The following is a 25,068-nucleotide window of genomic DNA, read 5'->3' on the forward strand; positions in this document are numbered from 1 at the left end:
CTGCTATGCATCTGTGCGATAGTGAAACAGTACAAAAAATAAGGAGAAAATTATGCACCTGAGCATTACAGATAATGTCACGGCTGAAGAAAAAGAAGAATTATTAACGGGGCTAAGAGCCTATAACGCGCAGTATTTAGATCTTGCGACGTTTAGCGGCGATATTGGCGTATATGTGCGAGACGACAACGGCGTCATGCTGGGCGGATTAATCGGCGTACGTAAAGGCGACTGGCTGAACATCGACTTTCTGTGGGTTAGCGACAGCGTGCGCGGAACGGGCGTTGGCAGCCAGCTCATCAAAACGGCCGAAGAAGAGGCCCGCCGCAAAGGCTGTCGTCACGCGCTGGTGGATACGGTCAGCTTCCAGGCGCGTCCGTTCTATGAAAAGCAGGGTTATAAGGTGCAGATGTCCTTGCAGGATTATCCTTATCAGGGAATGCAGAGACACTACCTGACCAAACATCTTTAACCGCCGATCCCGTTGCCGATCACGGCTAACACGTGGCGCACAACTTTCTCCGGCGAGAGGGCGCTAAGCCTCTCGTCGTTGCGCATGCGTGAGAACGGCACCAGCACCAGGCTCAGCAGCGTCGTGAACAGCAGTTCGGGGGCCAGGGCGGGATTCAGCTTTCCTTCCTGCTGCCAGCCTTTAATGGTTGTCAGCGTGGTCTGATATTTCTCATCGCCAAAACGTTCCTGCAAATGCGTACGCAGTACCGGCATCTCGCCAATCACCTCCTGCATCCACAACGGTGCAAACCAGTGGTGCTCTTCCGCCAGTTCGGCCAGCACCTTAACCATTTCCGTAAGGGCATTGACCGGAGATTCCCGGTTGTCGGCGAAAATGGTCCCGATCCGCTCGCGTAACGGCAGAAAGCGCTCCTCGATCATCGCATCCAGCAACTGCTCTCTGGAGTTGAAGTAATAGTGCAGCATGGCGGGCGTCACGCCAGCTTCGCGGGCGATGGCGTTCAGCGAGGTATTGGCAATCCCCTGGCGGGAGAAGAGGTTCAGGGCGATATCCAGCAGCTGCTCGCGGCTGGCGGTAACGCGTTTGCCGCCGCGCGGACGACCGGGACGGCGGGGTTCAGAATTGTCTTTTAGTGCTGGCACGGTCGCGCTGTCTCTTGATCTTATCCATAACTTACCTGAATATTAATTATTCGATTAATTAATTTCAAGCGATTCTCTTATGGAGTCTGACGTCATGACTCAACCTGCGAAAAACGCGCCGTCGATCAAGCTGCTGTTCAGCGCACTTCTGCTGGTGATGCTGCTCTCGGCGCTGGATCAGACCATTGTCTCCACCGCGTTGCCGACCATCGTCGGCGAACTGGGCGGGCTGGATAAGCTCTCCTGGGTGGTGACGGCCTATATCCTCAGTTCGACCATCGTGGTACCGCTGTACGGCAAATTCGGCGATCTGTTTGGGCGTAAAATCGTCCTGCAAATCGCGATTGTGCTTTTCCTTGTGGGGTCGGCACTGTGCGGTCTGGCGCAGAACATGACCCAGCTGGTGCTGATGCGCGCTCTGCAAGGGCTGGGGGGCGGCGGTCTGATGGTGATCAGCATGGCGGCCGTAGCGGATGTGATCCCGCCTGCCGAGCGTGGTCGCTATCAGGGGCTGTTTGGCGGCGTGTTTGGCCTGGCGACGGTGATAGGCCCGCTTATCGGCGGGTTTCTCGTTCAGCACGCCTCCTGGCGCTGGATTTTCTACATAAATCTGCCGCTGGGGCTGTTTGCGCTGCTCGTTATTGGCGCGGTCTTCCACGGCAGCGCGCGGCGCAGCAAGCATGAGATTGATTACCTGGGGGCGATTTACCTCAGCATGGCGTTGCTGTGCATCATTCTGTTTACCACCGAAGGGGGGACGCTTCGCCAGTGGAGCGACCCGCAGCTGTGGTGCATTCTGGCCTTTGGCCTGACGGGGATCGCCGGGTTTATTTACGAAGAGCGGCTGGCGTGGGAGCCGATTATCCCGCTGTCGCTGTTCCGCGACCGCAGCTTTCTGCTCTGTAGCCTGATCGGTTTTATTATCGGCATGTCGCTGTTTGGCTCCGTCACTTTCCTGCCGCTCTATTTACAGGTGGTAAAAGACGCCACGCCGACGCAGGCCGGTTTGCAGCTGATCCCCCTGATGGGCGGGCTGTTGCTCACCTCAATCATCAGCGGGCGCATCATCAGCCGCACCGGGAAATACCGCCTGTTTCCGATCCTCGGCACGCTGCTCGGCGTGGTGGGGATGGTTTTACTGACACGCATTTCAGTCACGTCCCCCACCTGGCAGCTGTACCTGTTTACCAGCGTGCTCGGCATGGGGCTTGGGCTGGTGATGCAGGTGCTGGTGCTGGCGGTGCAGAACAGCGTGTCTGCCGATCAATACGGCGTAGCGACCTCTGGGGTGACGCTGTTCCGCTCCATCGGCGGGGCTATTGGCGTTGCGCTGTTTGGCGCGGTGTTCACCCATATTCTGCAATCAGGCCTGACAGAAAGACTGCCGGAAGGGGCTGAACTGCCGCGTGAACTCAATCCCGTTGCCATTCACCATCTGCCTGATGCCCTGCGTCTGGACTATCTGGATGCGTTCGGCTCGGCTATCCATGCGGTATTTATGCTTGCGGCAGGGATTATGGTGCTGGCGTTTGTGCTGTCGTGGTTTTTGCGCGAAGCGCCGCTGCGTCGGCAGGCGTGAGGTTAGCGGTTCTGTTATTTATTGCGAGTCGCTTTCTGAATTTTAAATGTCTCTCTTGTCGCTTTCCGGGACGCGAGCGCATGCTGTGGGCTGGTCAATAAACCGACAGAGGTTGCCATGGAGCGCACAGCGAAATTATTCAAAAAAGGACGACACCAGGCCGTGGTCTTGCCTGAGGAATTTGCGTTTGAAACGGAGAGTGTTTATATCCGCCGGGATGAGGAGGGGAATGTGGTTTTGACCCCGAAGGCTGAGCAGGTGAAAACCTGGGATAATTTTTTCCGGTTGTTGGAAAACACGAATGTACCCGATTCATTTTTAAGTAAGGAGGAGAGAAATCAGAGTGTGACGAAAAGAGATCCTCTGGATGGAGTTTGTTCATGAGGCATATGCTCGATACAAATATTGTGAGCCATCTGTTCAAAAAGCATCCTGAAGTGGTCACCCGTATGGCTGGGCTGAGGCCTGGGGAAGTCTGTATTTCGAGCATCACGGAAGCGGAATTACTTTATGGTGCCGATAAGAAGCAGAACAGTGAGCTTAAAGAGACAATATTATCGTTTCTCAACACCATCACCATCTGCGCCTGGGATAGCGAAGCCGCAGCCACCTACGGTGAACTGCGTGCGGCAATGGAAAAGAAAGGTAAGGTGATGGGCGATCTCGATCAGTTGATTGCCGCACACGCCATCAGCCGGGGAACGACGATTGTCACGAACGATCGTGCGTTCGGGATGGTGCAGGATCTTACTGTTGAGGACTGGACTACCGCAGCCTGATCCCCATCGCCCGGTGGCGCTACGCTTACCGGGCCTAAACGTCCCCTGTCACGTAGGCCGGGTAAGCGCAGCGCCACCCGGCAACAGGCCGCATATAACCTATCCGTCTTACTGATGCCTTTTCGTTTTTTAGCCTGCCGTCTCGTTGTCGATATAGTCTTCAAAACCACTGTCGAAAGGAACTGTCTCGTGAAATTTCAGTTGAGTGCTCTGGTGCTCGCGGCCCTGCTGCTGGCAGGTTGCGATCAAGGCGGCAATGATGCCAAACACATTAAAGTCGGCGTGATTAATGGCGCTGAGCAGGACGTGGCGGAAGTCGCCAAAAAGGTGGCAAAGGAGAAATACGGTCTGGACGTGGAGCTGGTGGGCTTTAGCGGCTCGCTGCTACCCAACGATGCCACCAACCAGGGCGAGCTGGATGCTAACGTTTTCCAGCACCGCCCGTTTCTCGCGGAAGATAACAAGGCGCACAATTACACGCTGGTCGCCGTCGCCAATACCTTCGTCTTTCCAATGGCGGGCTACTCCCGAAAGATAAAATCGATTGCTGAGCTGAAGGACGGCGCCACCATTGCAATTCCAAACGATCCGACCAACCTGGGTCGCGCGCTGTTGCTGCTGCAAAAAGAGAAGCTGATTACCCTTAAGCCGGATGTTGGCCTGCTGCCGACGGCACTGGATATTACCGCGAATCCCAAACACGTACAGATTATGGAGCTGGAAGGGGCGCAGCTGCCGCGCGTGCTGGACGATCCGAAAGTCGATGTGGCCATCATCAGTACCACTTATCTTCAGCAAACGGGGCTGTCGCCGGTGCATGACAGCGTCTTTATTGAGGACAAAAACTCGCCTTACGTGAATATAGTGGTCACGCGTGAAGACAACAAAGACGCCGAAAACGTGAAGGAATTTATTCAATCCTATCAGTCGCCGGAAGTGGCGAAAGCGGCAGAGACCCTTTTTAACGGTGGCGCGGTGCCGGGCTGGTAGATCACGGTAAGCTGGCCCTCATAGCGTAACGCGGGCATCGGTGCGGCTTTCGGGCCACAGAAAACCCTGACCAGACTGTGCGCCGGACGCGCGGGCCCGCTCCAGATCCCGCGAATTCTCGATGCCTTCGATAAGAATTGATTGCGCGATGCCTGCCCTGACCTCCTGTACAAACGGGGCAAGCGGCGCGCGCTCCCGCAGCGCTGAGCGATCGATTTTTACCCCGTCCAGCGGCAGCGCCAGCCGCGCATACGCCTCAGCCAGCTCCCGGGTTAAATCGTCCAGCCAGATTTGCCATCCCGCCTCTTTAAGCCGAACAAGCGTGGTATGAAGACGGCCTTGCTCAGCATCACTCAGCCGCGTAATGGTGAGGGGATCCTGAATTTCAATCGTTAGACGGTGCTGATGGCGCAACGCCAGCAACAGCCGGATAGCGTGTTCATTAAGAAGGTGTTCTGCGGGAAGGTTTAGCCAGTAAGCGTCCCGGGCAGGTATCTGTAAAAGGGTGTTGGCCTGCCAGAAGAAGATTTGCAGCGCGCTGCGCGAAGGCAGAGAGGCAAACAATATCTCCAGATTGACGTTATGGATCTCCACGAGAACTTCATGCGCGAAAACCTGGCCCGAATGAAGATCGACAAGCGGCTGAAATCGCAGCCCTGAGATACGTTGCAGCAGGGGAGAGGGAAGAACGGTATACATGCTACAGCCTTAAGAAAATGAAAAAGGTTCCCGCGGACACGGGAACAAAAGGCAAACGACACACGGTCAAATTCTTAATTCAGGATCCAGCGAATGCTCTGGTAAAACGAGGGGCCACGCACGGCTTTCAGCTTGTTCATGGCGTTATTTTTATAGAAATACACCAGCCTGACGTTACACCCCAGCTGGCGGGCGATTTGCTTGGTTTTGAGGTTACAGGAATAGCCGCGCAGTACGCTGGCCTCCTCGCTGGACAGCCTTGCCGGGGTGCGTAAGCGGGTGGTCATGCCCACGTTGTAACGGCCAGATCCTTGCGGCGTCTGGCTCATCAGTATTTGCCACAGCGCTTTGATATCCCCCAGTGAGACTCTTTTACTGATTACCCCATCAACATGTTTGAATTTCAAATAGCCTGCGGATAACGAATAGATATAGATCTTCGCCGTCACTTGCTTCTGTTTAATACAAAGGATGTCGTCATTTGTTGTCACCCGGAAATGACGCGTATTCAATGGATCATAAATGATGATATCAAAGAGTTGTTCACTCTTAGCGAGTTCTTCGATATGGGTAAATCCATGGAAAATAACATCCTGTTTTTCGTCAGGCTCACGCTTTCCAAGCGATTGCAGGCCAATCATCGTGAATTCGCAGCTGTCAACAACGGCAACGTGAATTGTTTTTTTATTTTGCATTGGCATTCTCCTTTCGCTGAGTAAACAGTCCATATAAGAGATACTGGTGGACTCGCACTCTCTTATTTCACAAAGAATAGCGAACACTTTTTTCAAATAACGCGATGCGATGACATCAATGTAAGCCAATACAATCTGTCGAGTAAAGCTGCTGCTAATTATTAGCGGAAGATAAAATTGAAAAATGGTTTTAATGATAAATGCAATCTTTTTAATCTTCTAATAATATTCATGCCAGATTTTTATTCTGCAAAAGCGTGGATAATAAGCATTTGGCGGTTGTTTAATGGGGTTTATGCCCCGTTTTTTCAGTGGCTTACTGGTGTTTATGTCAGAAAGGTTACGATCGTTTCAGGATTATCTACAGACCTTTCTCTGCGAGAGAAAAGCGTTTGCAGAATAAAATAGAATTTTTTCTATAAATTTAATGTCCTTGTTCAGATTTTTAACTCTGAGGAGGATAAAATCCTGGCGCGAAGAGGTTGTGAGTGGTGAATACATAAACTATTATCGTTTTCCTCCGGTCACGAGAATTTAGAAAAGATATGGATAATACTGAGCGTGTCGTAAGGGTAATGGTGTTTTACAAAATAAATATATTTAAAGAGATAATATGCCGGGCACTCCAGGACCTTTTACCCGATTACGTACTGAAGATTACTCAGGTCGATTCCATAGAACAGGTTCTGGCGGCGGTGGCAGATAATGATGTGGATGTTTTCTTCACTGAATTTAATTATCTGCTTAATCATAAAGAGTGGAGTGCAGAGATCAGCAGCCGTTTCACATCTTTATGTAAATCACATCACGTCAGCCGCGTGCTTTTGGTACCCGAACTGCCGTACGGGCTGTTAAAAAAAGTTCTGGAGATGAAATTTGAATTAACCATCAGCCAGCAGGATGAATTAACTGAACTGAAAAAAGAATTACCCGCGTTGCTCATGACGGATGAACAAAAACCGTCGCTCTCTTCGTGGCTCAGGCGGGTAGTGCGGTCAGGTTCCCGATCGCGATCTATCCTCTCGGCCAGAGAGTGGGAGGTGCTTCATCTTATCGTGGAAGGATTTTCAACGACCGAGATTGCCCGTCATCGAAACCGCTCGGTAAGCACCATTGCCACACAGAAACACAATGCGATGAAAAAGCTGAATCTTTCCAACCATAGCGAACTGATTAAGTATGTGCAAATGGTTGGAAAGATGGAGGAATAGTTCACATCAGGGATAGATAATATTCAGCGTAGCCGAGGTATTGATCTTGCCCTGGCTTAACCGGGCGGGTGCCCACACGTAATAGTACGCGGCCATAGGAACGGTGAAATGGTCGTTCAGCGCCGCGCCAGCCGCCACACTGAAAATCATCGTGGCGTTGCCGCGGCTGGTGGTTGAGGTCGAAAAGGTTACCGGCGTCTGCGGGGCATCGCGCTTTATCAGCCGTAGCCCCACGCCCTGCGCCGCGCTGCTGCTGCCGTCGATCAGCACCGAGCTGTCGGTTGACAGCAGCTGCGTGCTGGAAAGAAACATCTCGATTGTTCGATCGGAATTACCGTTAACCCCGACGTTCTGACAGCTCATGTTCAGTGAAAAAGGCGTCAGCCCCGGTTGTGAGGACGCGCTGAGCTGGGGAATGCCGAGCGTCGGAAGCGCCACGGTCAGCCCCGCGTTGTCAAAGGAGCAGGTAGTCAGCTTCGGCGCGTATTTGATGATCATCGGCTGACCAAACATATCGCGGTTGTCGTAAGGCCACTTGAACCCGCTGAATAACCACTGGGCGATTTTGATGACCTGATTGATTGGCCAGAGGATGATTTCCAAAAACGACAATCCGCTCATGTCGCTGACGAACAGAACGTCGCTCATGTTCGCCGTATCACCCGTCAGCGTGGTGCCGCTCTGGCTAACGAGGGTGAAGCGAACCGTAAACGGCGTGTTCAGTTCAGCCGCCGTATGGTTTCCGCTGGCGGGTAGGGTTTTGTTGGCCGGGGGATTGGTGATCTCCGCCCGCACCATATACTTATTGTTGCTGAACCCGAGGATGGTGGCGTATTTACTGTCGGTCGACAGGATCGGCGTGTATGAAAACTCGCTGTTGCCCGTCGTGCAGTTGAACGAGCCGCTGTACTGGGTGGAGAAGCTGCCTGTCCAGGTCGGCGTGGCGGGGCTCAGCTTATCCGATAAATCCACGGTAATGGGCGTGCCATAAACGATGCTGCTGCCGGAGCAGGTGGCATAGCTCATCCCGCTAATGCTGGTGAGGAGCAGGAACATGAATGATCGTAACATAATGATAATCCGTAATTAATGGCAAACCGATGAGGGGCTGTTCAGCCCCCAGGCCGGGGCAGAAATTTCGCACTTCCCGCCGCGGAGATGCACGTTGAGCGCGCGTGGCGGCTGTTCAGCGCGGATATACAGTACGCTGGCCTGGCCGACATACCCGACAGACTCACCGTTTTCATCAAGTACTTCGGTCCCGAAGGGCAGCGGTTTGCCGTCGGCACGCGTCGCATGCAGCACCCACGACTGGCGTTTGTCGGTTTCAAAGCGGATATAGCTCACCGCCCCGTCGTAAGGGGCCACGTTAGCCATGTTGCCGATCACTTCCGCCCCCGCGCTGTTTTCCGTTTGCGATAACGTAATGGCGTTTTTGCGGTACGGGGTAGCGTAAGGCACCAGCGCCACGCCATCGCGGTTAGTCACAATGCTTTCATCGCCGTTCACCATCAGCCCCTCCGCCTCAGGCGCATCGACGATAGTCATGGTGCTGCCGGTTTCGTTTGAGGCGAGAACGTGCCACGGGTAGGCCACCAGGCTTCCCCGTCCGCTGAGCCCGGTCTGGCGGTAGTCAGAGGATTCGCTGTAAGAGCCGCCGAGTGTCGCAAAGTTCGAACGGTACGCCGCGTTAACGCTTGCCGCATTTTTACCCCCACGCGCATTACTGCCGGAGAGGGTGTAGCTCAGGCGGTTCGACGCCAGCGCATTCCCGCTCATGCTGATGTTGCTCTGATCATAATGTGAATCGCTGGCCGTCAGGCTGGAGGTGATCCAGGCATTATTATCAAACAGCGAGAACGGCAGGCTGAGGGAGAGATAAAGGCGCGTCTCTTCTTCGCTGTCTTTATTACGCACCCGGCTGGCCGACAGGGTATAGCTGGCGCGGCCAATGGCGTTGGAATAGCCCATCTGATACTCGCGCGTGGTTTGCTGCGAATTCCAGTAATCGCGCTGTGTGCCGGAGATAAATACCGTGCCCCAGTTATCGAGCAGGCGCTGATTAAGGTTAAGCGTGAAGGTGTTTTTGGGCTGTGCGGCGCGCAGGGCATCCCAGGTGCTCAGGGACATGTCGGGCGCCACGCCAAACCGATCTTCGTATTCGTCGTATTGCGCTCTGAGGCGCTGATACCCTTCACGTGAATAGAGTGCGTCGCTAAAGCTGTAATAGCCTTTAGTGGAATAGCGATAGGCCGCCAGGGTGAAGTTGGTGGCGGTGGTATCGATAAATTTGCTGTACGACACGCGATAGCTCTGACCGCTGCTGGTGCGATCCTGTAGGGTGGTTTTAGCGTGGGTGACATCAAACGAGACCGCGCCAAAGGGAAGGTTCCACCCGGTACCGACAAGCCCGGCCTGGTAGTCATCGCTAATAATCGTCCCGGTATACCCGGTGATAAGGTTGTTGAACCCGTAGCGTAGCGTGGCCTGCATAAATGCGGGTTCGGCGTCGAGCGTGTTCTGGTGCACTTTACCCGCCACCACGCTGTACTGGCTTACTCCCTCTTTTAACATGCCGGGCACGGCGGAAAACGGCACCGTGAAGGACTGCTGCGATCCGTCTGCCTCACGCACAACGACCAGCAGATCGCCCGCAGAGCCGGTAGGCTGAATGCTGTCGAGCGTAAACTGGCCCGGCGGCACGTTCTCCTGGTAGATCACGTTGCCGTTCTGGATAACTTTCACCAGGGCGTTCGTCCGCGCCACGCCGTGAACCACCGGTGAGAAACCCTGCTGCGAATTTGGGCGCATTTTCATGTCCGACGCCAGCGACACGCCGCGCACGCGCATCGAATCAAACAGATCGCCCGGCATATAAAAGTCACCCAGCGTCAGGTTGGAGGTCAGCGAGGCCAGGGGGCGGCGCAGGTAACGGGTATTATTCTGCCACTGGCTCTCCCCGCTGGCCGATTTCCGCCAGGCGCTGCTGTCGCGAAACTGCCAGCCGAACAGGTTAAGGCCGGAATCCAGCCCGGCATAAAAATCATCGTTCGTGTCTTTCGCCGTGCCCTTAGTACGGGTGTTATACCAGGTCGTGTTCCACGAGAGCATCAGCGCCGGGATCCCTTCGCTCCAGAACTGGGGGGCAATGTAACCTTCTTCTGTACGCAGCACGGCCGCCTGCGGAACGGTGAGCGCCAGGCTCAGGGTACTGGTATCGGTTTTGACTTCACCGCCCTGAACCAGATCGCGCAGCTGGACCTGCCCATGCGCAATGGCAGGCGCAGGAACGGACGCGGTATTAATGCCAAGCGACTGGGCATCTTTCCAGGCAAGACGGATGTCGTCACGCTGCTCGCCGTAGATGACGGTATAACGCCCCCTCCAGCTGCCGTTTACGTAGATATCCATCTCCTGACTGCCGGCTGGCATGACGTTGTTTTCGGAAAAGCGTGACAGATCGGACTCACCGGATGCGCCAGCAAGCAGGGAGGGATCAAACGAGACGGCCCCTGATTTATGCGAAAGCAGAAGCGTGCAGACTGCCAGCAGACAGAGTCTGTTTTGTTTCATTTTCATGGTGAGTCTTTCCGATCACTGACTGGTGAAAGTCCGGGTTTTATACGCGCCAAGATCGTCCACATACATCAGCTCGAGGGTCTGACCGCGCTTAACCGTATTTTTTGTGGTAACCGTCAGCTGCCCAAACGGGGAAACCATCGGGGATTCCTGGAGTAATTTCGTTTTACCCAGCGAAATATTGGCCACAGTAATATGGAACGGGCTGTTATTGGTGATGCGAAGGCGATCGCCGTCGGCGGCGAGCGTCAGTTTCGCCACCGCGTCATCCAGCGTGCCTTTAAGTGCAGCGGGCCGATAAAAAAGCTTGATACGGGATTTAATCGCCAGCTGAACGGTATTCTGGTTTTGCAAATTTTCAGGCTTGGGCGGAATGTCAAGGACATTCAGGAAAAAGACGGATTCGCGATCCGCAGGTAAACTGGACGGCAGCTTTTTAATACGAAGCTGTTGGCCATTATGTTCATCGACCTTTATCACCGGTGGCGACAGCAGAAACGGCACATTTGCGGTTTCCGGCGTGGAATTAATATCACCGTCATCTATCCAGGATTGCACCAGAGCGGGCGCATCGCCCGTATTCATTAACTGGACGATCACCTCTTTGTTATTTTCAGGATAAAGGACACGGGTGCCATTAATGACAATATTGGCCCATGAGTGACCCGTGCTTAGCAGTAAGCCTGCCAGCAAAATTGCCTTGCGCATGATTGCAACCTTAAATGCAGGCTCTGCGAAAGCAGAGCCTGAATAATCATTATTACAGGTAGGAAATGGTATACGTTACGTTGGAGCTTAACTCGCCCACCGTTGCGGCAGCGGCGTTTGTTTTATAGTAATAAACATCCAGCGTCAGCGTTTCGGAATCTGGCTTGGTCGATGTGCCCATAATCTTGGTTGTGTAAGCCTGGTTCAGCGTAATAGGCGTAGACGAACCTGGCTCTACCAGCGCAAAGCCGACATTACGCGCCACGCTGGCATCGTTTTCGTTCACGCTGTTATTCAGCAGGTATTTACCGTCAGTGGAGATATTATCCGCGCTGGAGAAATAAACTTTCAGCGGAGTACCGGTCGTTCCTGCTGCCGGCGTACAGCCTGAGAAGGTCAGCGCAATTGATTTTTTATTCTTGGTGATCAGGCCAACCGTGGTGCCTGCATCTTTTACCGTAATAGGGGAAAGCGCAACGGTAAAGTCCGCGCTTTTACCACCGTTAATGGTACAGGTTGTATCGGTAATTGCGCCGGTAAAGTTAATGATACCACCCGCCGAATTGTCTGCGGCCATAGCGCTGGTAGAAGCCACAGCGGCAGCCAGAAGTGAAACGGTCATGATCGATTTGAACATGATAAACTCCATAAAGATTTGTGTAATTTAGAATGAATGTTAATCGGCTACACATGTCCCTGATGTACCGGCTAGACGCATGGCGACGCGGGAAAGTGCTTTGACGATATTATGTTGCACTAAAAATGTACACAACAAAACATTATTCCAACAACTTCGAAAGTTTAAGATTATAATCTTGTCTGGACGTTTTTTTTAATGTTTTAACCTAAATGCGTAAGTTCGAAGATTTTTATTAATGAATTAATAATCGTTAATTAATGAAGCTTTATGAATTCCTCTCTTAATTAATATCACGCGACTTGACCACATAAACTTTAGACTTATTATTGCCTGGCAAATGCACAAAATTTTAACAATGGCGTAATAATTATATGAAGTATCTCATTGATCTTACAATGCTTTATGAAGTGGATGCCGGTATGATCATGATTAATGGAGAGGAAGAGTCATCCATTAAGTTATCTAACCAGGCGGGACGTCTGCTTTATGAACTTATCATCAACAATGGTAAAACACTCGACAGAGATGACCTGATAAAGAAGGTCTGGGAGGACCATGGCTTCTCCGGCTCCTCGGTGAGTCTGAACGTTGCCGTCAGTGAAATCAGAAAAGCGTTTCGAACATTAGGGTGCGACCCGTTGCTGATAAAAACCATACGCGGCAAGGGCTTCAGCCTTGCCGCGCATATTGAGCATCACACGGTCAGGCCGCCGGTTGTGTCAGCGCTTAGCGAACAATCTGCTTCTGAAGAGGCTGATACATTACTGCATAAGAAAGACGCCGATCCGCCTAAACGAATAATATCGATGCATACGCTCTTTCTTTCACTGTGCACGTTGTTACTGGTTATCGTTATTGGCACCGTTATTTTACTGTTGCACCAGAGAGTGTCCTATGCCGAGAGCCTGAAAGATTCTGATATGCATCTGCTCGGTAAAGTGGACAGGTGTACGGTATACCTTATCGATAAGAATATGTTTCAACCGCGGCAACACTACTTTAATCACGTAAAAGAGGTCCTTGCAAAACAACATATCGACTGTCAACACCAGGTTGCCGACGCTTACTATTCCAGGTTTAAAAAGTCACAGATAGAAAATTATTTTTTGGCTATCTGTTATCAGCAGGACAGTATCGACGATTATAAGAACTGCATTTCTTACAGAAGCCTGACCGGGAGTTAAAATATGTCAAGGACTAAAATGAGTGTCATGTTCGGTATCGTACTGGTACTTTCTGTCATCGCCTTAGTGTGGGTCTATTTTACCAGAACGCAGGATGAGGGGTTTGGCTGCCAGTCAGATACCATTTCCTGGAAAACCTATTCCACGGGTGATTTAACCGATATGTCGTTAACCACGCTATTCCTGTTCAACAACAAAGATGTTGTGACGGTTATTCACAAAGGCGTGCTAAAGAAAGAGGGCAAAAGCTACCTGATTGACAGGAATTACACGCTCAGCGTAGAAAAAGTCGACGGAAGCAATATCTTTTATATTAAGGATAAAAAGCTGAATAAATCTGAAGATGATGTAGCGCCGGATGGTGTTGTAAACGAAATGTTACTTGATAATATCAACTTCTTCTATATTACCAGCGTTAAACCGCACGCCTGGTTAATTAAGGGGCTGGTTTTACCTGTAATGATGTGTGTGGCTGTTCCAACGTCCTGATATTTCTCTTTACTGAAAAATCGATATTTATCTATCGCTCGAGAAGTTGAGTAATTTACTCAATACGTAACAATAAGATACGGGAGATTTATTTATGTTTTTATTGTTGCGCACCGCTGAGTGAATTTTTCTGTATTGCCTCGTTATTTTGCGGCTGTCTATACTCCGCCTCGAAAAAGGGGCTCCCCTTTTTATACACGTGGATTCTTTTTTGAAGGACTAAATAAATGAACAAACTGAACGCTATCGTTCTGGGCTCCCTGCTGTCTGTTTCTGCTCTGAGCGCAGTTAATGCCGCAGAAACTACGGCGTCTGCTACCTGGCAGGCAACTGCGACCAAAGACAGCGAATCTGACCTGGTTGTAACGCCAACGCGTGCTCTGAACTTCGTTTACAGCGCCAACACGAAATCTTTCAACACCGATACCGGTCTGTTTGATGTGGCTATCCGTGGCGATCACTCGACGGCGACCAGCTTCAAGCTTGAAGCCATCCTCGACGATTCCAACAACACGCTGTTCAGCGTGGGTGGTGAAGCGACCAAACTGAAGGTAGGCGCGCGCTGGGGCGGTAACGATCTGGGCTCTATCGGTGGCACCGTAGGTGCAAAATCTACCGCATGGACCACGCTGGTTGATTCTTCTTCTAACACCGGCGTTTCTTCTGGCCTGTGGAACCTGACCACCAGCGCTGGCGCGGTGGCTGATACCGAAATTACCGGCCAGGACAAATTCGTCTTCTACGTTGACTCCGCTCAGGACAACGCAGGCGCGACGAAAGAGTTCAAAGACCTGACCAACAGCCTGTGGGAAGGTACCGTTGCCGTTGCGTTCCGCGCAACCTGGGGCTAAGGCCTGATCGATCCAGGGGCGCAAGCCCCTGTTTAGGGAAATAGCATGTTTAACCTCAAATCCGCCTTCTTATTTTTATTATTTATTTCTTCCTCCGCGCTGGCCATTAATGTGGGAAAAGTCACCACCATTATTCCAGCGGACGCTGATTCCACCGCCAAGGAAATAAAAAACGAAGCAGACAGCGTGCGTATTGTTTCTGTTCGCGCACAGCGGATCAGCAGCCCGATGGATGAAGGGATCGTCATTAATCCGGAGAAAGTGGACGAGCTGTTGCTGACGCCGACGCGCATGGTGATGCCCGCCGGCACCAGCAACATTGTCAAATTCTACTATCACGGTAATGCCGATAACAAAGAGCGTTACTACCGCATTACCTTCACGGACGAAGGGGTGAGCGAAGAGGTGGACAGCGGTTCGCCAAAAAACGGCACCGGGATGACGCGTGCGGTGGTGAGTACCATTCTGGTGGTTCAGCCTCGTGATAAGAAGATCGACTTCGTCTATGTGGCGGGAAAAATAACCAATAAAGGGAACACCTCGTTTCGCGTCAATGCGACCGGGACCTGCCTGAAGCCGAATCCGGAATCACCGACTACGCCGTGTACCAAAAACTTCTACCTGATGCCGGACACCTCGCGCGCTATCGAGGATATCAACGTTACGGATAACCATTTTCATCTTGGAATATGGGACCTGAAACAGTTCATACCTGTTAAGTAAGGATGCATGGTGAAAAATAAATTAGTGTTGCCGGTGATGATGGCTTGCGCATCCGGCACGCTGCCCGCGCTTGCGCATGCAGCCTCAAGCTCCGTGGTTATCGCTAATTACCGTTTTCCCGACTCGCTTTATGCACTGCTGGAGCAGGGGATCAAAATTCCCGTTTATCTGGTCAATACGCGGCCACATTCAGCACAACAAGGGAACCACGAAGGCACGGCGAGCGAATATGTTCGTCTGGGTGACGTGACGCTCTTTGCGAAGGATATGAAGCTGGGGCTGAGGGATGTTCAGGTCCAGGAGTCTGATAACGGCATTCGTCTGTCAAAAGAGATGCGAACGTTATTGAAGAGCATTAACGACAAGCAGTTCGACGATAAGATGCGCATTCCGGTCAGTGCGGGGTCCGCGTTCGAGCTGGACCAGAAAAAAATGCGCCTGTTGCTGAATCTGTCGCAGAGCGATTACGGGGTGAATATTCGCCCGCGTGAGGTGGACATTGATGCGCCGGAGTCTGACGACCTGAGCGGCACCTTTTCCTACAACCTCGGGGCGTATCACACCGAGAGCGGCTACGGCGACAGTTGGTCTTCGGGTTATCTGAACGCGAGAAACTGGATCTCAATGGGCGTTGATCATGTGCTGATCGACGGCTCTGGCTACGTTAACGAGAGCAGCAGCGACACCCAGATGAACGCGGTCATGTGGGAGCGCGACTATCAGGGTATGCGCTACGCCGCAGGCATGCTGAACGGCTGGGCAATGCAGTCTCTGGCGAGCGTCAGCGGCATTTCCGGCGGTGAAGTCTACGGCGTTTCCATGGGCAACCAGGCCAACTCGCGCAAGCGCGATAACACGCTCTCCCTGACGCCGGTGGTGGTCTATTTCCCGACGGCGGGCGAGGCCCGTATTCGTCGTGACGGGCAGCTTATCGGCATTCAGCGCTTTGACGTCGGTAACCATGAAATTGACACCAGCGGCCTGCCTTACGGGATCTACAGCATCGAAGTCGAAGTGGTAAGCGGAAGCCGCACCGTGTCGCGCAGCATGTACACCGTCAATAAGCCGTTCTCCAGCAACGTGTCGGAAACGCTGCGCTGGCAGATGTGGGGCGGGATGTATAGCCGCGATAAGTCCGTCGTCAATTATAAAAAATATGCGAAGCACAAAAACGAGCAGGACGACACGTACTACTACGATTACGACACCAAACATAAAGACACCATGTCGCTGGTGGGGGCCTCGTTCAGCAAGCGCAGCGGGATGGTCGACTGGAATGCTTCCACCTACATGATGCGGGAACATATCGTCAGCGAGCTATGGGCCTCCCTGAACCTGACGGGCTATTTCTCGGTGAATACCCAGACCATGGCGGCCTCCGACGGAACGTACCGCGCCAACTATGGCATGAATCTTAGCCTGCCGTGGCAGATTGGTTCGGTCTGGTACTCCCATGAACAGCTCTCCAGCGGCAAGTTCCTGGACATCTATGAGAGCAAGGGCAACACCTGGGGCGCCTCGTTTAGCCTGCCGTCGTTCGGCCTGCCCTCGGCGGGCAACCTGAGCCTGATGCGCCAGGAGGACGACCTTTACCGCTATAAACGCTATCAGCTGGACTACTCGCAGGGATTGTACGCTGGCCGCTACGGCACGGCGCGCCTGCGCGTGGGGATGTCGCGCAACAAATACGACGGGTATTACGAAGAGAAAGATCGTTACGTGATGCTCGATTTCGCCATACCGCTCGGCAATACCGTGTCGGTTGGCGTTTCCCACAACCGCGATACCGGCACAGCATTGAACGTCAGCGCCAGCCGCCAGTTTGAGGGCGATTACCTGAAATCGGCCACCGCCAACGTGTCGAAAGCCTTCAACAGCCGCCAGGATCGCAGCGTAAGCGGCGGCGGCAGCGTGAACTTCGATACGCCGTGGAACAGCAACATCCTTAGCGTTCAGAGCGGCATGAGCAAAGGCTGGAACTCCACGCTGACCAGCGACGGGAGCGTGGGCTGGTCCAAAGAGGCCATCGCCGCCGGGAAAGGCACCGAAAGCGCAGGGGTGATTGTCAGCACCGGTCTCAAACCTGATGAAGCACTGACCCTGAAGCTTAACGGCCGGGCGGAACGCATCAAAGGGGATAAAACCTGGCTGTCGCTGCCGGCATACCAGGCTTATGACCTGGAGGTGATGAACAGTGAAACCGGTACGGAAAGCTATGAGATTGGCGCGAATGCGCGTCGCCATATCACCGTTTATCCGGGTAACACCGTGGTGATGAAGCCGCAGGTGAAGAAAATCGTCACCCTGTTTGGCCGTCTTGTGGATGCAAACGGCAATCCGATTGGCGCCACGCAGATCAAAAACCACGTCGGGCTGACCCGGACGGAAAACGACGGACGCTTCGTGATCGACGTTGATAAGAACAACCCTGTCCTGAGCATCGCCACGCCGGACGACAGCGTCTGCGAAGTGCGCCTGGACATTGAGTCTAACCGCGGTGCGCTGTGGCTCGGGGACATCTCCTGCGGAAAAGGCGATTACGTCTGGCAGGAAGCAAAAGGAACGCAGGAACGTGACGATGAAAAAGATATTCGCTCTTAATTTGCTGCTGATGAGCGCGGCGGCCCATGCACAGGAGCTGCCCTATTTCGCCATCAATAACCCGGACAATAATGGGACCGGAAACAGTGCGGGGCTGTTTAGTCTGAACAGCACGTCGACCGCGTTTTTACACGGTTCGCGCGAGTGGCCGACCCTGAGTGCGAAAACGAATAACGGTGTCGCCACCTATATTCCGGACAACAGCTATAGCGGTCCGGCAGGCAGCGCCCTGACCATCGACTTTTCGGTAACAGGTTCCAGCGCCTCTCCGTTCTTTAAAGGGACGGCGTGTTCATCGTCCTGCGGCAACACGGGGTACACCCCGACGACCAGCTATAGCGACACGTCGATGGTGGTCAAGCCGCCGGTGATGGAGCCTGGCACGTCATACGGCCGCTGGGTATTGGGCGATCCGTTCTTTAACTATCTGCTTAACGCCGCGCCAGGGGATGAAGTGACCATCACCTCCACGCCGCAAAGCAGCTCCATCAACAAGGTGACCACCACCAATACGCTTCACAAGGTGGGCACGCTGACAATGACCAACTCCAGGGCGCTTAACCTCGGGATTGACCCGATCAGCGGCGAGGTAACGATTGTGGATGGATCAACCGGGGCCACCTGCACCAAATACACCCGCAACACGATCTCTGGCGTGCTGTGCGACCTGCTCGAATATACGTTTGTTGGTGAAGATGTTTCTGGTTACAACGGCGGGCTGGCGCTCACCTCCTCCCGCGTCAACAGCGTGTTGCAATCGCACATGAACGGCGGCACCGGGCTCGCCGCCGAGCTGACCTTCGATGAAAACACCTGGTACAGCATATCCGGCGGCATCCTGAGCGATACGCGCGTGCTGGCGAACACGTTCCTCGCGGCGCCGCAGAAAAACGGCGGCAAAGCGTACCTTAAAATCTTCTTGCCGAAAGCGTTAATTCTGAGCGTGGCGCAGGCGGGGGACGGCAGCAACATTGGCAATATCGTTAGCCTGTGCCTGACGCCCGGTAACAGCTCGCTGGCGGCGGATTTCTGCTTCCAGCCGGGTGGTGGACTGGTGATTAACCCTATCGAGCCCGGACTGGAGATTGCGCCCGATAACCCGGATTACACCCTCGATCCTGACGGTCTGGGCGGTTCCGGAAAAGGCATCATCGGCGAAACGCCGATTGAGATCCCCTACACCATTACCTACAGCGGGGCACAGAAAGATGCGGCGATTGCGGTCACGGTAAAAGTTACCGGACCAACCCAAAGCCTGAATGGGGTGGACTACTGCGCCTTCAGCGGCAACGGCTTTACGGTTCCCATTCCGGGCAACGTGCTGGTGGGGAAAAGCCAGACGCGCATGGCGCATAACTGTAAAGGCGAAGTGCTGGCGATCCCGGCACCTGCCACCCATGCGGAGGAGTGGGACAAAATGAGCTCCGGCGTGACGGATATGTGGCTCTGGAAAACGCCGCTGGTCCTACAGTTCGTTATGGACAATCCGGTCTCGAAAACCACCTATGACGGAAATAGCTGGTTTGGCGAAGTTAGCGCGCAGGGAAGAATAGACGTTAGTGCATCCTGGAATTAATCAATCATGACTGGAAAATTCCTGGCTATTTTTGCAATAAATTGCTTCATTTCCACAGGGGCAAATGCTTTAATTATCGAAAGTCTGAATATTGATTTTCTGCCCGAAAAAGAAGTTGTTTTTCAGCCCATAAAAAACGATACCAGCGAACGTCAGAATTATACCGTATCGCTTATTCAGGTAGACGTTCCCAAAGAGAAGGGAAAAGAAACCGAAATAAAAGATGGCGAAGTCATGTATTCGCCTAAGCAATTAACGCTGGGGAGCGGCGAGCGCGCGGGTTTTAAATTTTATTATACCGGCCCGCGCGACAACAAAGAGCGATATTATCGCGTGAAATTCACCGAGACGCCGCTCCAGGCAAAGGTTATCACGCGCAAAGGCCAGCGCATCCAGTCGGATGTGGTGGTCTCGCTTGAGGCGATTTTGATCGTCCGTCCATGGACGCGACATTTTGATTATGCGTTTCGCAACGGGGTGGTGAGTAATACCGGGAATACCTATTTTAAATATGTATCCTCGGTCGGGTGCAGTACGCAATACAACAATTCAAAATATATTCCGCCGGGACAACGGCTGGAAATAGATAATGCCGGGCAGGCTGCAAGGCGGATGATTATTTATGGCAATAAAATCATTCCGCTGACCACCTGCCCGTAGCAACCGCTTTCCTTCATAAAAGGAAATTAGCCTTTAGCAATACGCTAAAGATCCATAACTACAGGAGAAAAAAATGAAAGCGATTTCATTCGTAGAAGCGAAAGACATTATTGGCGGCGCGTTAAACCCGTTCGCTGGTCTGGTTAAGGGTGCACAGCTGGGTTACGACACCGGTGCCAGCATCATGGGCATGGTTGGCGGTGTGGTTGGCGGAGTTCTGGGTGGCGCAATGGGCTTCCTGGGCGCGCTGGTTGGTAGCTACAACTAATTCACGTTAACAGGAAAATATCATGCAAGTTATCGATTTCAAAAAAGCACAGGCCATCATCGGTGGTTGGGATCCGTTTGCTGCCGCTATTCAGGGCGCAAGCGCAGGCTATAACGCGGGCAGCCAGATGTTAGGCGCGCTGGGCGGCACCATTGGCGGCGTATTCGGCCTGGTGGGCGGCTTCATCGGCGGCTTCTTCAGCGCGTAAGTTGTTGACCTTAGCACTCATGGCCCGCATTGCCGGGCCATTTTTTTATTTCAGCCACGGATCACTATGTTTTCGCTCTTTCAGTATAAAAAACAGGGTAAGACCCCTGTTATTCGCCAGCATGAATTTACCGAATGTGGCCTGGCCTGCCTGGCAATGGTGTTGGGGCACTACGAGCACCATGTCTCCGTCAGTCAGCTGCGCCGGGAGATTTCCGTTTCCGCCGATTCGGGAACCTCAATGGCGGAATTGTTGACCCTTGCCAGCGATAAAAATATGTCTGGCCGGGTGCTTAAAGGCGAAATCACTGAAATAGAAACGTCTGAGCTGCCGCTCATCGCCTTCTGGCGCGGTAACCATTTCGTGGTCATCGTGAAGATCGACAGCCGCAGCGTGACCGTCCACGATCCCGCCAGCGGCGTGCGTCGTTACCGCCTGAAAGAGGCGGAAAAACTCTTTTCCGGCTATGTGCTTGAGCTTAAGCCCACGCCGAGTTTCGAAAAGAAATCCCCGGATGAAAAGCTCACGCTTGGCCGGTTAGCCAATAAATCTCCGAGCCTGTTCCAGCGCCAGCTGCTGCTGTTTGTGCTCTGTATTTTTACCCTTATCACCATGCTGGCGAGCCCCACCTACGTGCAGCTGATAATGGATGAGGCCATTTCCCGCAGCGACAGCGATCTGGTGATCCTGCTCACCGCGATCTTCGCTATCGTCTTTATCTTTGAAGTCATCGGTAAATTCCTCAAGCAGCTGCTTGAGATCCTGATGCGCAACATTGCCTATGACGATCTAAGCCAGTCCGTGCGGCACTACATGCTGCGCACCCAGACCAGCTGGTTCCGCTCGCGCCCGCCGGGCATCGTGCTGGCTATTGAAAAATCGCTCCACGCCTGCGCGGAGTTCATCAGCAATGGCTACGTACAAATTCTTTTTTCCAGCCTGATCGCCGTGACCAGCCTGCTGTTTATGCTGCTGTATAACGTCAAAATTGCGGTTCTGACGATGCTGCTGATGGGCGTGTTCTTCCTGATCCGCTTTTCGCTGATCGGCCCCTATCAACGCGCCGTGGATGACTCCATCGAGCGTACCGCCCAGTATGAATCTCTGCTGGTAGAGACGCAGAAAGGGATCATTACGCTCAAGGCGAACAATATGGAGCAGGCCCGGGACGCGGTGATGGACAAATCTCAGCGTGAACACATCGCCGGGCTGATGCGTAAAGAGCGGCTGCTGGCCCGTTTTGACGTGGCTTCGCTGCTGGTGATCAATGCCGAGCAGCTGCTGGTGGTCTGCTTTGGCGCGTGGCTGATCCTGGAAGGGCAGATGAGCATCGGGATGCTGTACGCCTACATCAGCTACAAGCGCTATTTTTCCGATGCCATGGTGCAGGTGGCGCAGAAGCTGCTCGACAAAAATGCCCTCAAGGGGCCGCTGGATCGCGTGGGCGATCTGCTGTATGCCCCCTCTGAAACCAGCCAGTTTGGGAAGCGGATTGTCACCTCGCCGGTCTGTCTGCAATTTGAGGATGTCTCATTTGCCTATCCTGGCCGGGAGGCCACGCTACAGCATATCAACATGACCCTGAAGCAAGGCGAAGAGGCGGTGATCGTTGGCCAGAGCGGGTCCGGGAAAACCACGCTGCTGCGTCTGATCTCCGGCATGCTGCTGGCATCGTCAGGCACGCTGCGGATCAATAAGATCCCCATTGAGGAGTGCGATCTCTCCTCGCTGCGCCAGCACATCCGCATCGTTCATGCGGACGATATTCTCTTCACCGGCTCGATTCTGGACAACATCGCCTGCTTTGACAGCGCGCCGGATAAAGAGCAGGTCATCGCCGCGTGTCGGCTGGCGGAAGTGGACCACGTCGTCGCCCGTCTGCCGCACGGTTACGAAACGGAGATGCTGCCGGGGAACACCTTTTTCTCGGCCGGGGAGATGCAGCGTCTGGTCCTGGCGCGCGCCCTGTACAGCCAGCCTAAGCTACTGCTCTGCGACGAAGTGACGGCGAACCTGGATAAGACCACCGCGCAAAAGGTGCTGGCGAACCTGCGTAGCCTGGGGATTGGGCTGGTGTTTGTCACCCACTCGCCGGACGTGGTGGGCTGCCATGGTCATCTCTATACCATGGAAAACGGAACCCTGCGGGAGAGTGCGCCATGATGTTTCTGCCGCGTCTCTATGCCCGACTCTGCGCGCGCCAGGCCGGACGCACCTTAATGGCAAACCGGATTGCGCAAAACTACAGCCAGTTTATGCCCTGCCCGGAGACCGATGTGCCGGCTGATTTCCTGCATCAGAACGCCCATGAGCTGAGCGGGTTTAACTTCGTGGAGCAGATTTTCCCGCCCGCGCTGTGGGCGCGCAACGTTCGCTTCGATCTGCATGCGTACGTGGCGCAGTGGACGCAGGAGCAGGGGTTTTACAGTTCGCCTCGCACCCTGCTTCTGGGCATGCGCTGGGCGGGCTTTGGCCTGATTATGGATGCGCTGCTCGCCACCGCGCCAGACGACGTGCGCTTTCAGTTTATTACCCGTCATCCTGCGCTGCATAAGCTGATGGCCGCGCACGACGGACGGCGTGCCGGCTCGTTTTTCGCCCCTCAGCGCCTGGTGACGGTGCTGCTGATGGATGAACGCCTGCCGGATGCGCCGCTGTTCCCAATTCAGGCAGGCGATCGCAAGGCGTGGTTAACGGACGTCTCCACGCGGTTTTTATCGCGCTATGGCTACAGCGTCCGAACGCTGCTGCCGGTCTGTTCGCTGCACGCGGTAGAGTTTGGGCTGGAGAGCCAGGCGTATGTGCCAGAGGATTACCGTCTGGCCGCCGCCGACACGCTGAACGCGCTGCGCAAAACCCCCACGCTCTGGAGTGGATGGGACGATCTTTCAGTGATTTATCATGGATGACATATCGTGAAATTAAAAAACCGAAGCCGACAGCGTCGGGCGCTAATCCCGCACCACTTCTCAAAAAGCTATCAAATCAACGCGCCGCGGCTGAAAACCGTGCTGACGCTGTTCATCGCCTTTTTTCTCTGCCTGCTGGTCTTTGCGATTGCTTTCAACTTTTCGGAAACCACGCTGGCACGCGGGGTGCTGATCCCGGCGCAGGGCGATGTGGAAGTGCGCGCCAGAGAGTCCGGAACCCTTGTTGATTTTGCCGTCCGGCCCGGCCAGTACGTGAAGGAAAACGATCCGTTGTTCACCGTGTCGCAGGACTATGGCGGCAAGCAGGGGTCGGTGGTGCAGTTTGACCGCCAGCAGATGGAAGCGGAGAAAAAGCGCAGCGAGCAGCGCATTCAGGCCATTGAGGATTCTATTGCGTCGTACCGCAAGAACCTGGCGCAGCAGCTGGCTCTCACCGACAAGCAGATAGCCGTTTCCCGCGATAAGGTGAAGAAGCTGCGCGCGCTGCTTAAAAACAGCACCGACACCTACGAGGCGTGGAAATCCGTCTCCGGGAAGGGCTATGTCTCCAAAGTGGATCTCGATAAAAGCCATAACGATGTGCTCAACGCCCAGCTCAACCTGACGCTGGAGGAGAGCACTATTCTTGAGCTTAAGGCACGCAAAACCAGCCTGACCGACAGCACCCAGTCGCAAATTGACTCGCTGAGCGAAGAGCAGCTGTACGTGAAAAACCGCATCAGCGAAATCGATCGCAACCTGTCCAGCCGGGGAAGTTCCACCATGGCCATGCTCGCCCCTTCGGATGGCTACGTGGTGGCGATTAACTTCCCGCCTGGCCGGGCCATTACGCAAAACAGCGAGGTGGTGGTGGTGATCCGTAAAAATACCGCGGCGACGATGGAGGGGTATCTGTATGTGCCGGCAACGGGGGTGGGGCGCGTGGCGAAAGGCGATAAGGTTAAGCTGCGCTTCGACTCCTGGCCCGTGGACAAATACGGTTCGGTGGAGGCAACGCTGTCCGATTTCTATGAGGTCAATATTGATGCCCATTCGGCGCTGATCCCGCTACAGGAAGGGCAGAACTATTATCTGGCCAAGGTGCGCGTCCCCTCCTGGTTTACTGACCCGGACAAGAAAAAGCGCATGCTGATGGGCGGGATGACGGTGAACGCCGATATCGTTATCGATCGTAAGCCGCTTATCAATCTGCTGATTGCGCCGCTGGAAAGGGTGCGCAAGCGGTTTATCGATTGACCCGATTTCATCGATCATCGCCCTTTAGCCCACATTCTTAACGGCATTATGCGTTAAAGCAAAGCGTCGTTCGAGTGAATCGGCAAACCAGAGCCATTAAAGCATAGCCTTGCTGGCTTCTGGTCTCGCCGAATCACTTCTGAGCATCGCATGGTCTTTTTAGGCCATCACGGAAGAAGCAATCCTAAAAGTTACGTGCCGTTATCATTATTAGATTTACGCTGTCGCACGCTCGTTCCACGCATCGCTGTGCTGAATGTTCCCATCAACAATGCGCCAGGTGATCTTCTCATACTGTAAGCTGACGCTTTCGACGTGGTTAATTTTATCGTTCGCCGCGATTTTA

The 25,068-nt window shown here is 53.6% G+C and carries 25 protein-coding genes and 2 pseudogenes; 19 read left to right on the forward strand and 8 right to left on the reverse strand.

Going from position 1 to position 25,068, the window contains the following annotated elements:
- The first annotated feature begins 52 nt into the window (after positions 1 to 52).
- Positions 53 to 472: a GNAT family N-acetyltransferase gene (locus E0L16_RS15780; RefSeq protein ID WP_131637334.1), complete on the forward strand. Its 420-nt coding sequence runs from the start codon at positions 53 to 55 to the stop codon at positions 470 to 472.
- On the opposite strand, the gene E0L16_RS15785 is transcribed toward E0L16_RS15780, so the two are convergent.
- The gene (locus tag E0L16_RS15785; protein WP_063868675.1) at positions 469 to 1,116 is read right to left on the reverse strand and encodes a TetR/AcrR family transcriptional regulator; all 648 of its coding nucleotides are present in this window, start codon (positions 1,114 to 1,116) and stop codon (positions 469 to 471) included. The genes E0L16_RS15780 and E0L16_RS15785 overlap by 4 nt on opposite strands.
- A 79-nt stretch (positions 1,117 to 1,195) precedes the next feature.
- Here E0L16_RS15785 and E0L16_RS15790 point away from each other — a divergent pair, with 79 nt between their 5' ends.
- The 4 genes from E0L16_RS15790 to nlpA all read left to right on the forward strand — a co-directional run bounded on the left by E0L16_RS15790 (position 1,196) and on the right by nlpA (position 4,464).
- Positions 1,196 to 2,695 carry an MDR family MFS transporter gene (locus E0L16_RS15790; protein WP_063868676.1) on the forward strand — a complete coding sequence of 500 codons (1,500 nt, stop codon included), beginning with the start codon at positions 1,196 to 1,198 and terminating at the stop codon, positions 2,693 to 2,695.
- Positions 2,696 to 2,812: 117 nt separating this feature from the next.
- Entirely contained in the window at positions 2,813 to 3,079 is a 267-nt protein-coding gene (locus E0L16_RS15795) for an antitoxin (RefSeq protein ID WP_131637336.1), read from the forward strand.
- Positions 3,076 to 3,474, forward strand: coding sequence for a type II toxin-antitoxin system VapC family toxin (locus tag E0L16_RS15800; RefSeq protein WP_131637338.1), 399 nt, complete (start codon positions 3,076 to 3,078; stop codon positions 3,472 to 3,474). Before E0L16_RS15795 ends, E0L16_RS15800 begins: the two co-directional genes overlap by 4 nt.
- Before the next feature lie 189 nt (positions 3,475 to 3,663).
- Positions 3,664 to 4,464: a lipoprotein NlpA gene (gene nlpA / locus E0L16_RS15805; RefSeq protein WP_107534357.1), complete on the forward strand. Its 801-nt coding sequence runs from the start codon at positions 3,664 to 3,666 to the stop codon at positions 4,462 to 4,464.
- Between the two features lie 18 nt (positions 4,465 to 4,482).
- Here nlpA and E0L16_RS15810 read toward each other — a convergent pair whose 3' ends face one another.
- Together E0L16_RS15810 and E0L16_RS15815 are read right to left on the reverse strand one after the other, a co-directional pair.
- On the reverse strand, positions 4,483 to 5,163 hold the full coding sequence (locus tag E0L16_RS15810) for an EAL domain-containing protein (protein WP_107534359.1): 681 nt from the start codon (positions 5,161 to 5,163) through the stop codon (positions 4,483 to 4,485).
- A 74-nt stretch (positions 5,164 to 5,237) separates the two neighbouring features.
- Entirely contained in the window at positions 5,238 to 5,858 is a 621-nt protein-coding gene (locus E0L16_RS15815) for a LuxR C-terminal-related transcriptional regulator (protein WP_063868682.1), read from the reverse strand.
- A gap of 575 nt (positions 5,859 to 6,433) precedes the next feature.
- Here E0L16_RS15815 and E0L16_RS15820 point away from each other — a divergent pair.
- Complete coding sequence (locus tag E0L16_RS15820; RefSeq protein ID WP_063452216.1) at positions 6,434 to 7,069, forward strand: LuxR C-terminal-related transcriptional regulator; 636 nt, start codon at positions 6,434 to 6,436, stop codon at positions 7,067 to 7,069.
- A gap of 6 nt (positions 7,070 to 7,075) precedes the next feature.
- Here E0L16_RS15820 and E0L16_RS15825 read toward each other — a convergent pair whose 3' ends face one another.
- From E0L16_RS15825 to E0L16_RS15840, 4 genes are read right to left on the reverse strand one after another with little or no spacing between them, the layout of a single operon-like run.
- Positions 7,076 to 8,140, reverse strand: coding sequence for a fimbrial protein (locus tag E0L16_RS15825; protein WP_107534363.1), 1,065 nt, complete (start codon positions 8,138 to 8,140; stop codon positions 7,076 to 7,078).
- Between the two features lie 15 nt (positions 8,141 to 8,155).
- A complete protein-coding gene (locus tag E0L16_RS15830; protein WP_112792479.1) occupies positions 8,156 to 10,648 on the reverse strand; it encodes a fimbria/pilus outer membrane usher protein in 2,493 nt (830 codons plus the stop codon).
- Between the two features lie 15 nt (positions 10,649 to 10,663).
- A complete protein-coding gene (locus E0L16_RS15835; RefSeq protein WP_107534367.1) occupies positions 10,664 to 11,356 on the reverse strand; it encodes a fimbrial biogenesis chaperone in 693 nt (230 codons plus the stop codon).
- A 52-nt stretch (positions 11,357 to 11,408) separates the two neighbouring features.
- Positions 11,409 to 11,993 carry a fimbrial protein gene (locus E0L16_RS15840; protein WP_131637340.1) on the reverse strand — a complete coding sequence of 195 codons (585 nt, stop codon included), beginning with the start codon at positions 11,991 to 11,993 and terminating at the stop codon, positions 11,409 to 11,411.
- Positions 11,994 to 12,367: 374 nt separating this feature from the next.
- Between E0L16_RS15840 and E0L16_RS15845 the strand changes: the two genes are divergently transcribed.
- The 13 genes and pseudogenes from E0L16_RS15845 to E0L16_RS22060 form a co-directional block, all read left to right on the forward strand.
- A complete protein-coding gene (locus E0L16_RS15845; protein WP_063868696.1) occupies positions 12,368 to 13,180 on the forward strand; it encodes a winged helix-turn-helix domain-containing protein in 813 nt (270 codons plus the stop codon).
- Between the two features lie 3 nt (positions 13,181 to 13,183).
- Positions 13,184 to 13,669: a hypothetical protein gene (locus E0L16_RS15850; protein ID WP_074177809.1), complete on the forward strand. Its 486-nt coding sequence runs from the start codon at positions 13,184 to 13,186 to the stop codon at positions 13,667 to 13,669.
- Between the two features lie 227 nt (positions 13,670 to 13,896).
- Positions 13,897 to 14,520: a common pilus major fimbrillin subunit EcpA gene (locus E0L16_RS15855; RefSeq protein ID WP_063452098.1), complete on the forward strand. Its 624-nt coding sequence runs from the start codon at positions 13,897 to 13,899 to the stop codon at positions 14,518 to 14,520.
- Between the two features lie 45 nt (positions 14,521 to 14,565).
- A complete protein-coding gene (locus E0L16_RS15860; protein ID WP_063452099.1) occupies positions 14,566 to 15,243 on the forward strand; it encodes an EcpB family pilus assembly chaperone in 678 nt (225 codons plus the stop codon).
- Between the two features lie 6 nt (positions 15,244 to 15,249).
- A complete protein-coding gene (locus E0L16_RS15865; protein WP_131637342.1) occupies positions 15,250 to 17,844 on the forward strand; it encodes a CS1-pili formation C-terminal domain-containing protein in 2,595 nt (864 codons plus the stop codon).
- Entirely contained in the window at positions 17,822 to 19,420 is a 1,599-nt protein-coding gene (locus E0L16_RS15870) for a receptor (protein ID WP_131637344.1), read from the forward strand. The genes E0L16_RS15865 and E0L16_RS15870 overlap by 23 nt, the downstream gene beginning before the upstream one ends.
- Before the next feature lie 6 nt (positions 19,421 to 19,426).
- On the forward strand, positions 19,427 to 20,080 hold the full coding sequence (locus tag E0L16_RS15875; RefSeq protein ID WP_131637346.1) for a hypothetical protein: 654 nt from the start codon (positions 19,427 to 19,429) through the stop codon (positions 20,078 to 20,080).
- A gap of 73 nt (positions 20,081 to 20,153) precedes the next feature.
- Positions 20,154 to 20,348 carry a hypothetical protein gene (locus tag E0L16_RS15880; RefSeq protein WP_022646586.1) on the forward strand — a complete coding sequence of 65 codons (195 nt, stop codon included), beginning with the start codon at positions 20,154 to 20,156 and terminating at the stop codon, positions 20,346 to 20,348.
- Between the two features lie 22 nt (positions 20,349 to 20,370).
- The gene (locus E0L16_RS15885) at positions 20,371 to 20,556 is read left to right on the forward strand and encodes a hypothetical protein (protein ID WP_001196016.1); all 186 of its coding nucleotides are present in this window, start codon (positions 20,371 to 20,373) and stop codon (positions 20,554 to 20,556) included.
- A 66-nt stretch (positions 20,557 to 20,622) separates the two neighbouring features.
- Positions 20,623 to 22,719 (forward strand): peptidase domain-containing ABC transporter, encoded by a 2,097-nt coding sequence (locus E0L16_RS15890; protein WP_131637348.1) that lies wholly within the window; start codon positions 20,623 to 20,625, stop codon positions 22,717 to 22,719.
- Entirely contained in the window at positions 22,716 to 23,465 is a 750-nt protein-coding gene (locus E0L16_RS15895; protein ID WP_063868711.1) for a hypothetical protein, read from the forward strand. Before E0L16_RS15890 ends, E0L16_RS15895 begins: the two co-directional genes overlap by 4 nt.
- A 6-nt stretch (positions 23,466 to 23,471) precedes the next feature.
- Complete coding sequence (locus E0L16_RS15900) at positions 23,472 to 24,722, forward strand: HlyD family secretion protein (RefSeq protein ID WP_131637350.1); 1,251 nt, start codon at positions 23,472 to 23,474, stop codon at positions 24,720 to 24,722.
- Positions 24,723 to 24,803: 81 nt separating this feature from the next.
- Positions 24,804 to 24,936, forward strand: a pseudogene (locus E0L16_RS22060) (Txe/YoeB family addiction module toxin); the annotation flags it as partial.
- Between the two features lie 2 nt (positions 24,937 to 24,938).
- On the opposite strand, the pseudogene E0L16_RS22240 reads toward E0L16_RS22060, so the two are convergent.
- Positions 24,939 to 25,068 (reverse strand): annotated as a pseudogene (locus E0L16_RS22240) (type VI secretion system tube protein Hcp); the annotation flags it as partial.

The organism is Enterobacter quasihormaechei (assembly GCF_004331385.1).
Lineage (GTDB): Bacteria > Pseudomonadota > Gammaproteobacteria > Enterobacterales > Enterobacteriaceae > Enterobacter > Enterobacter quasihormaechei.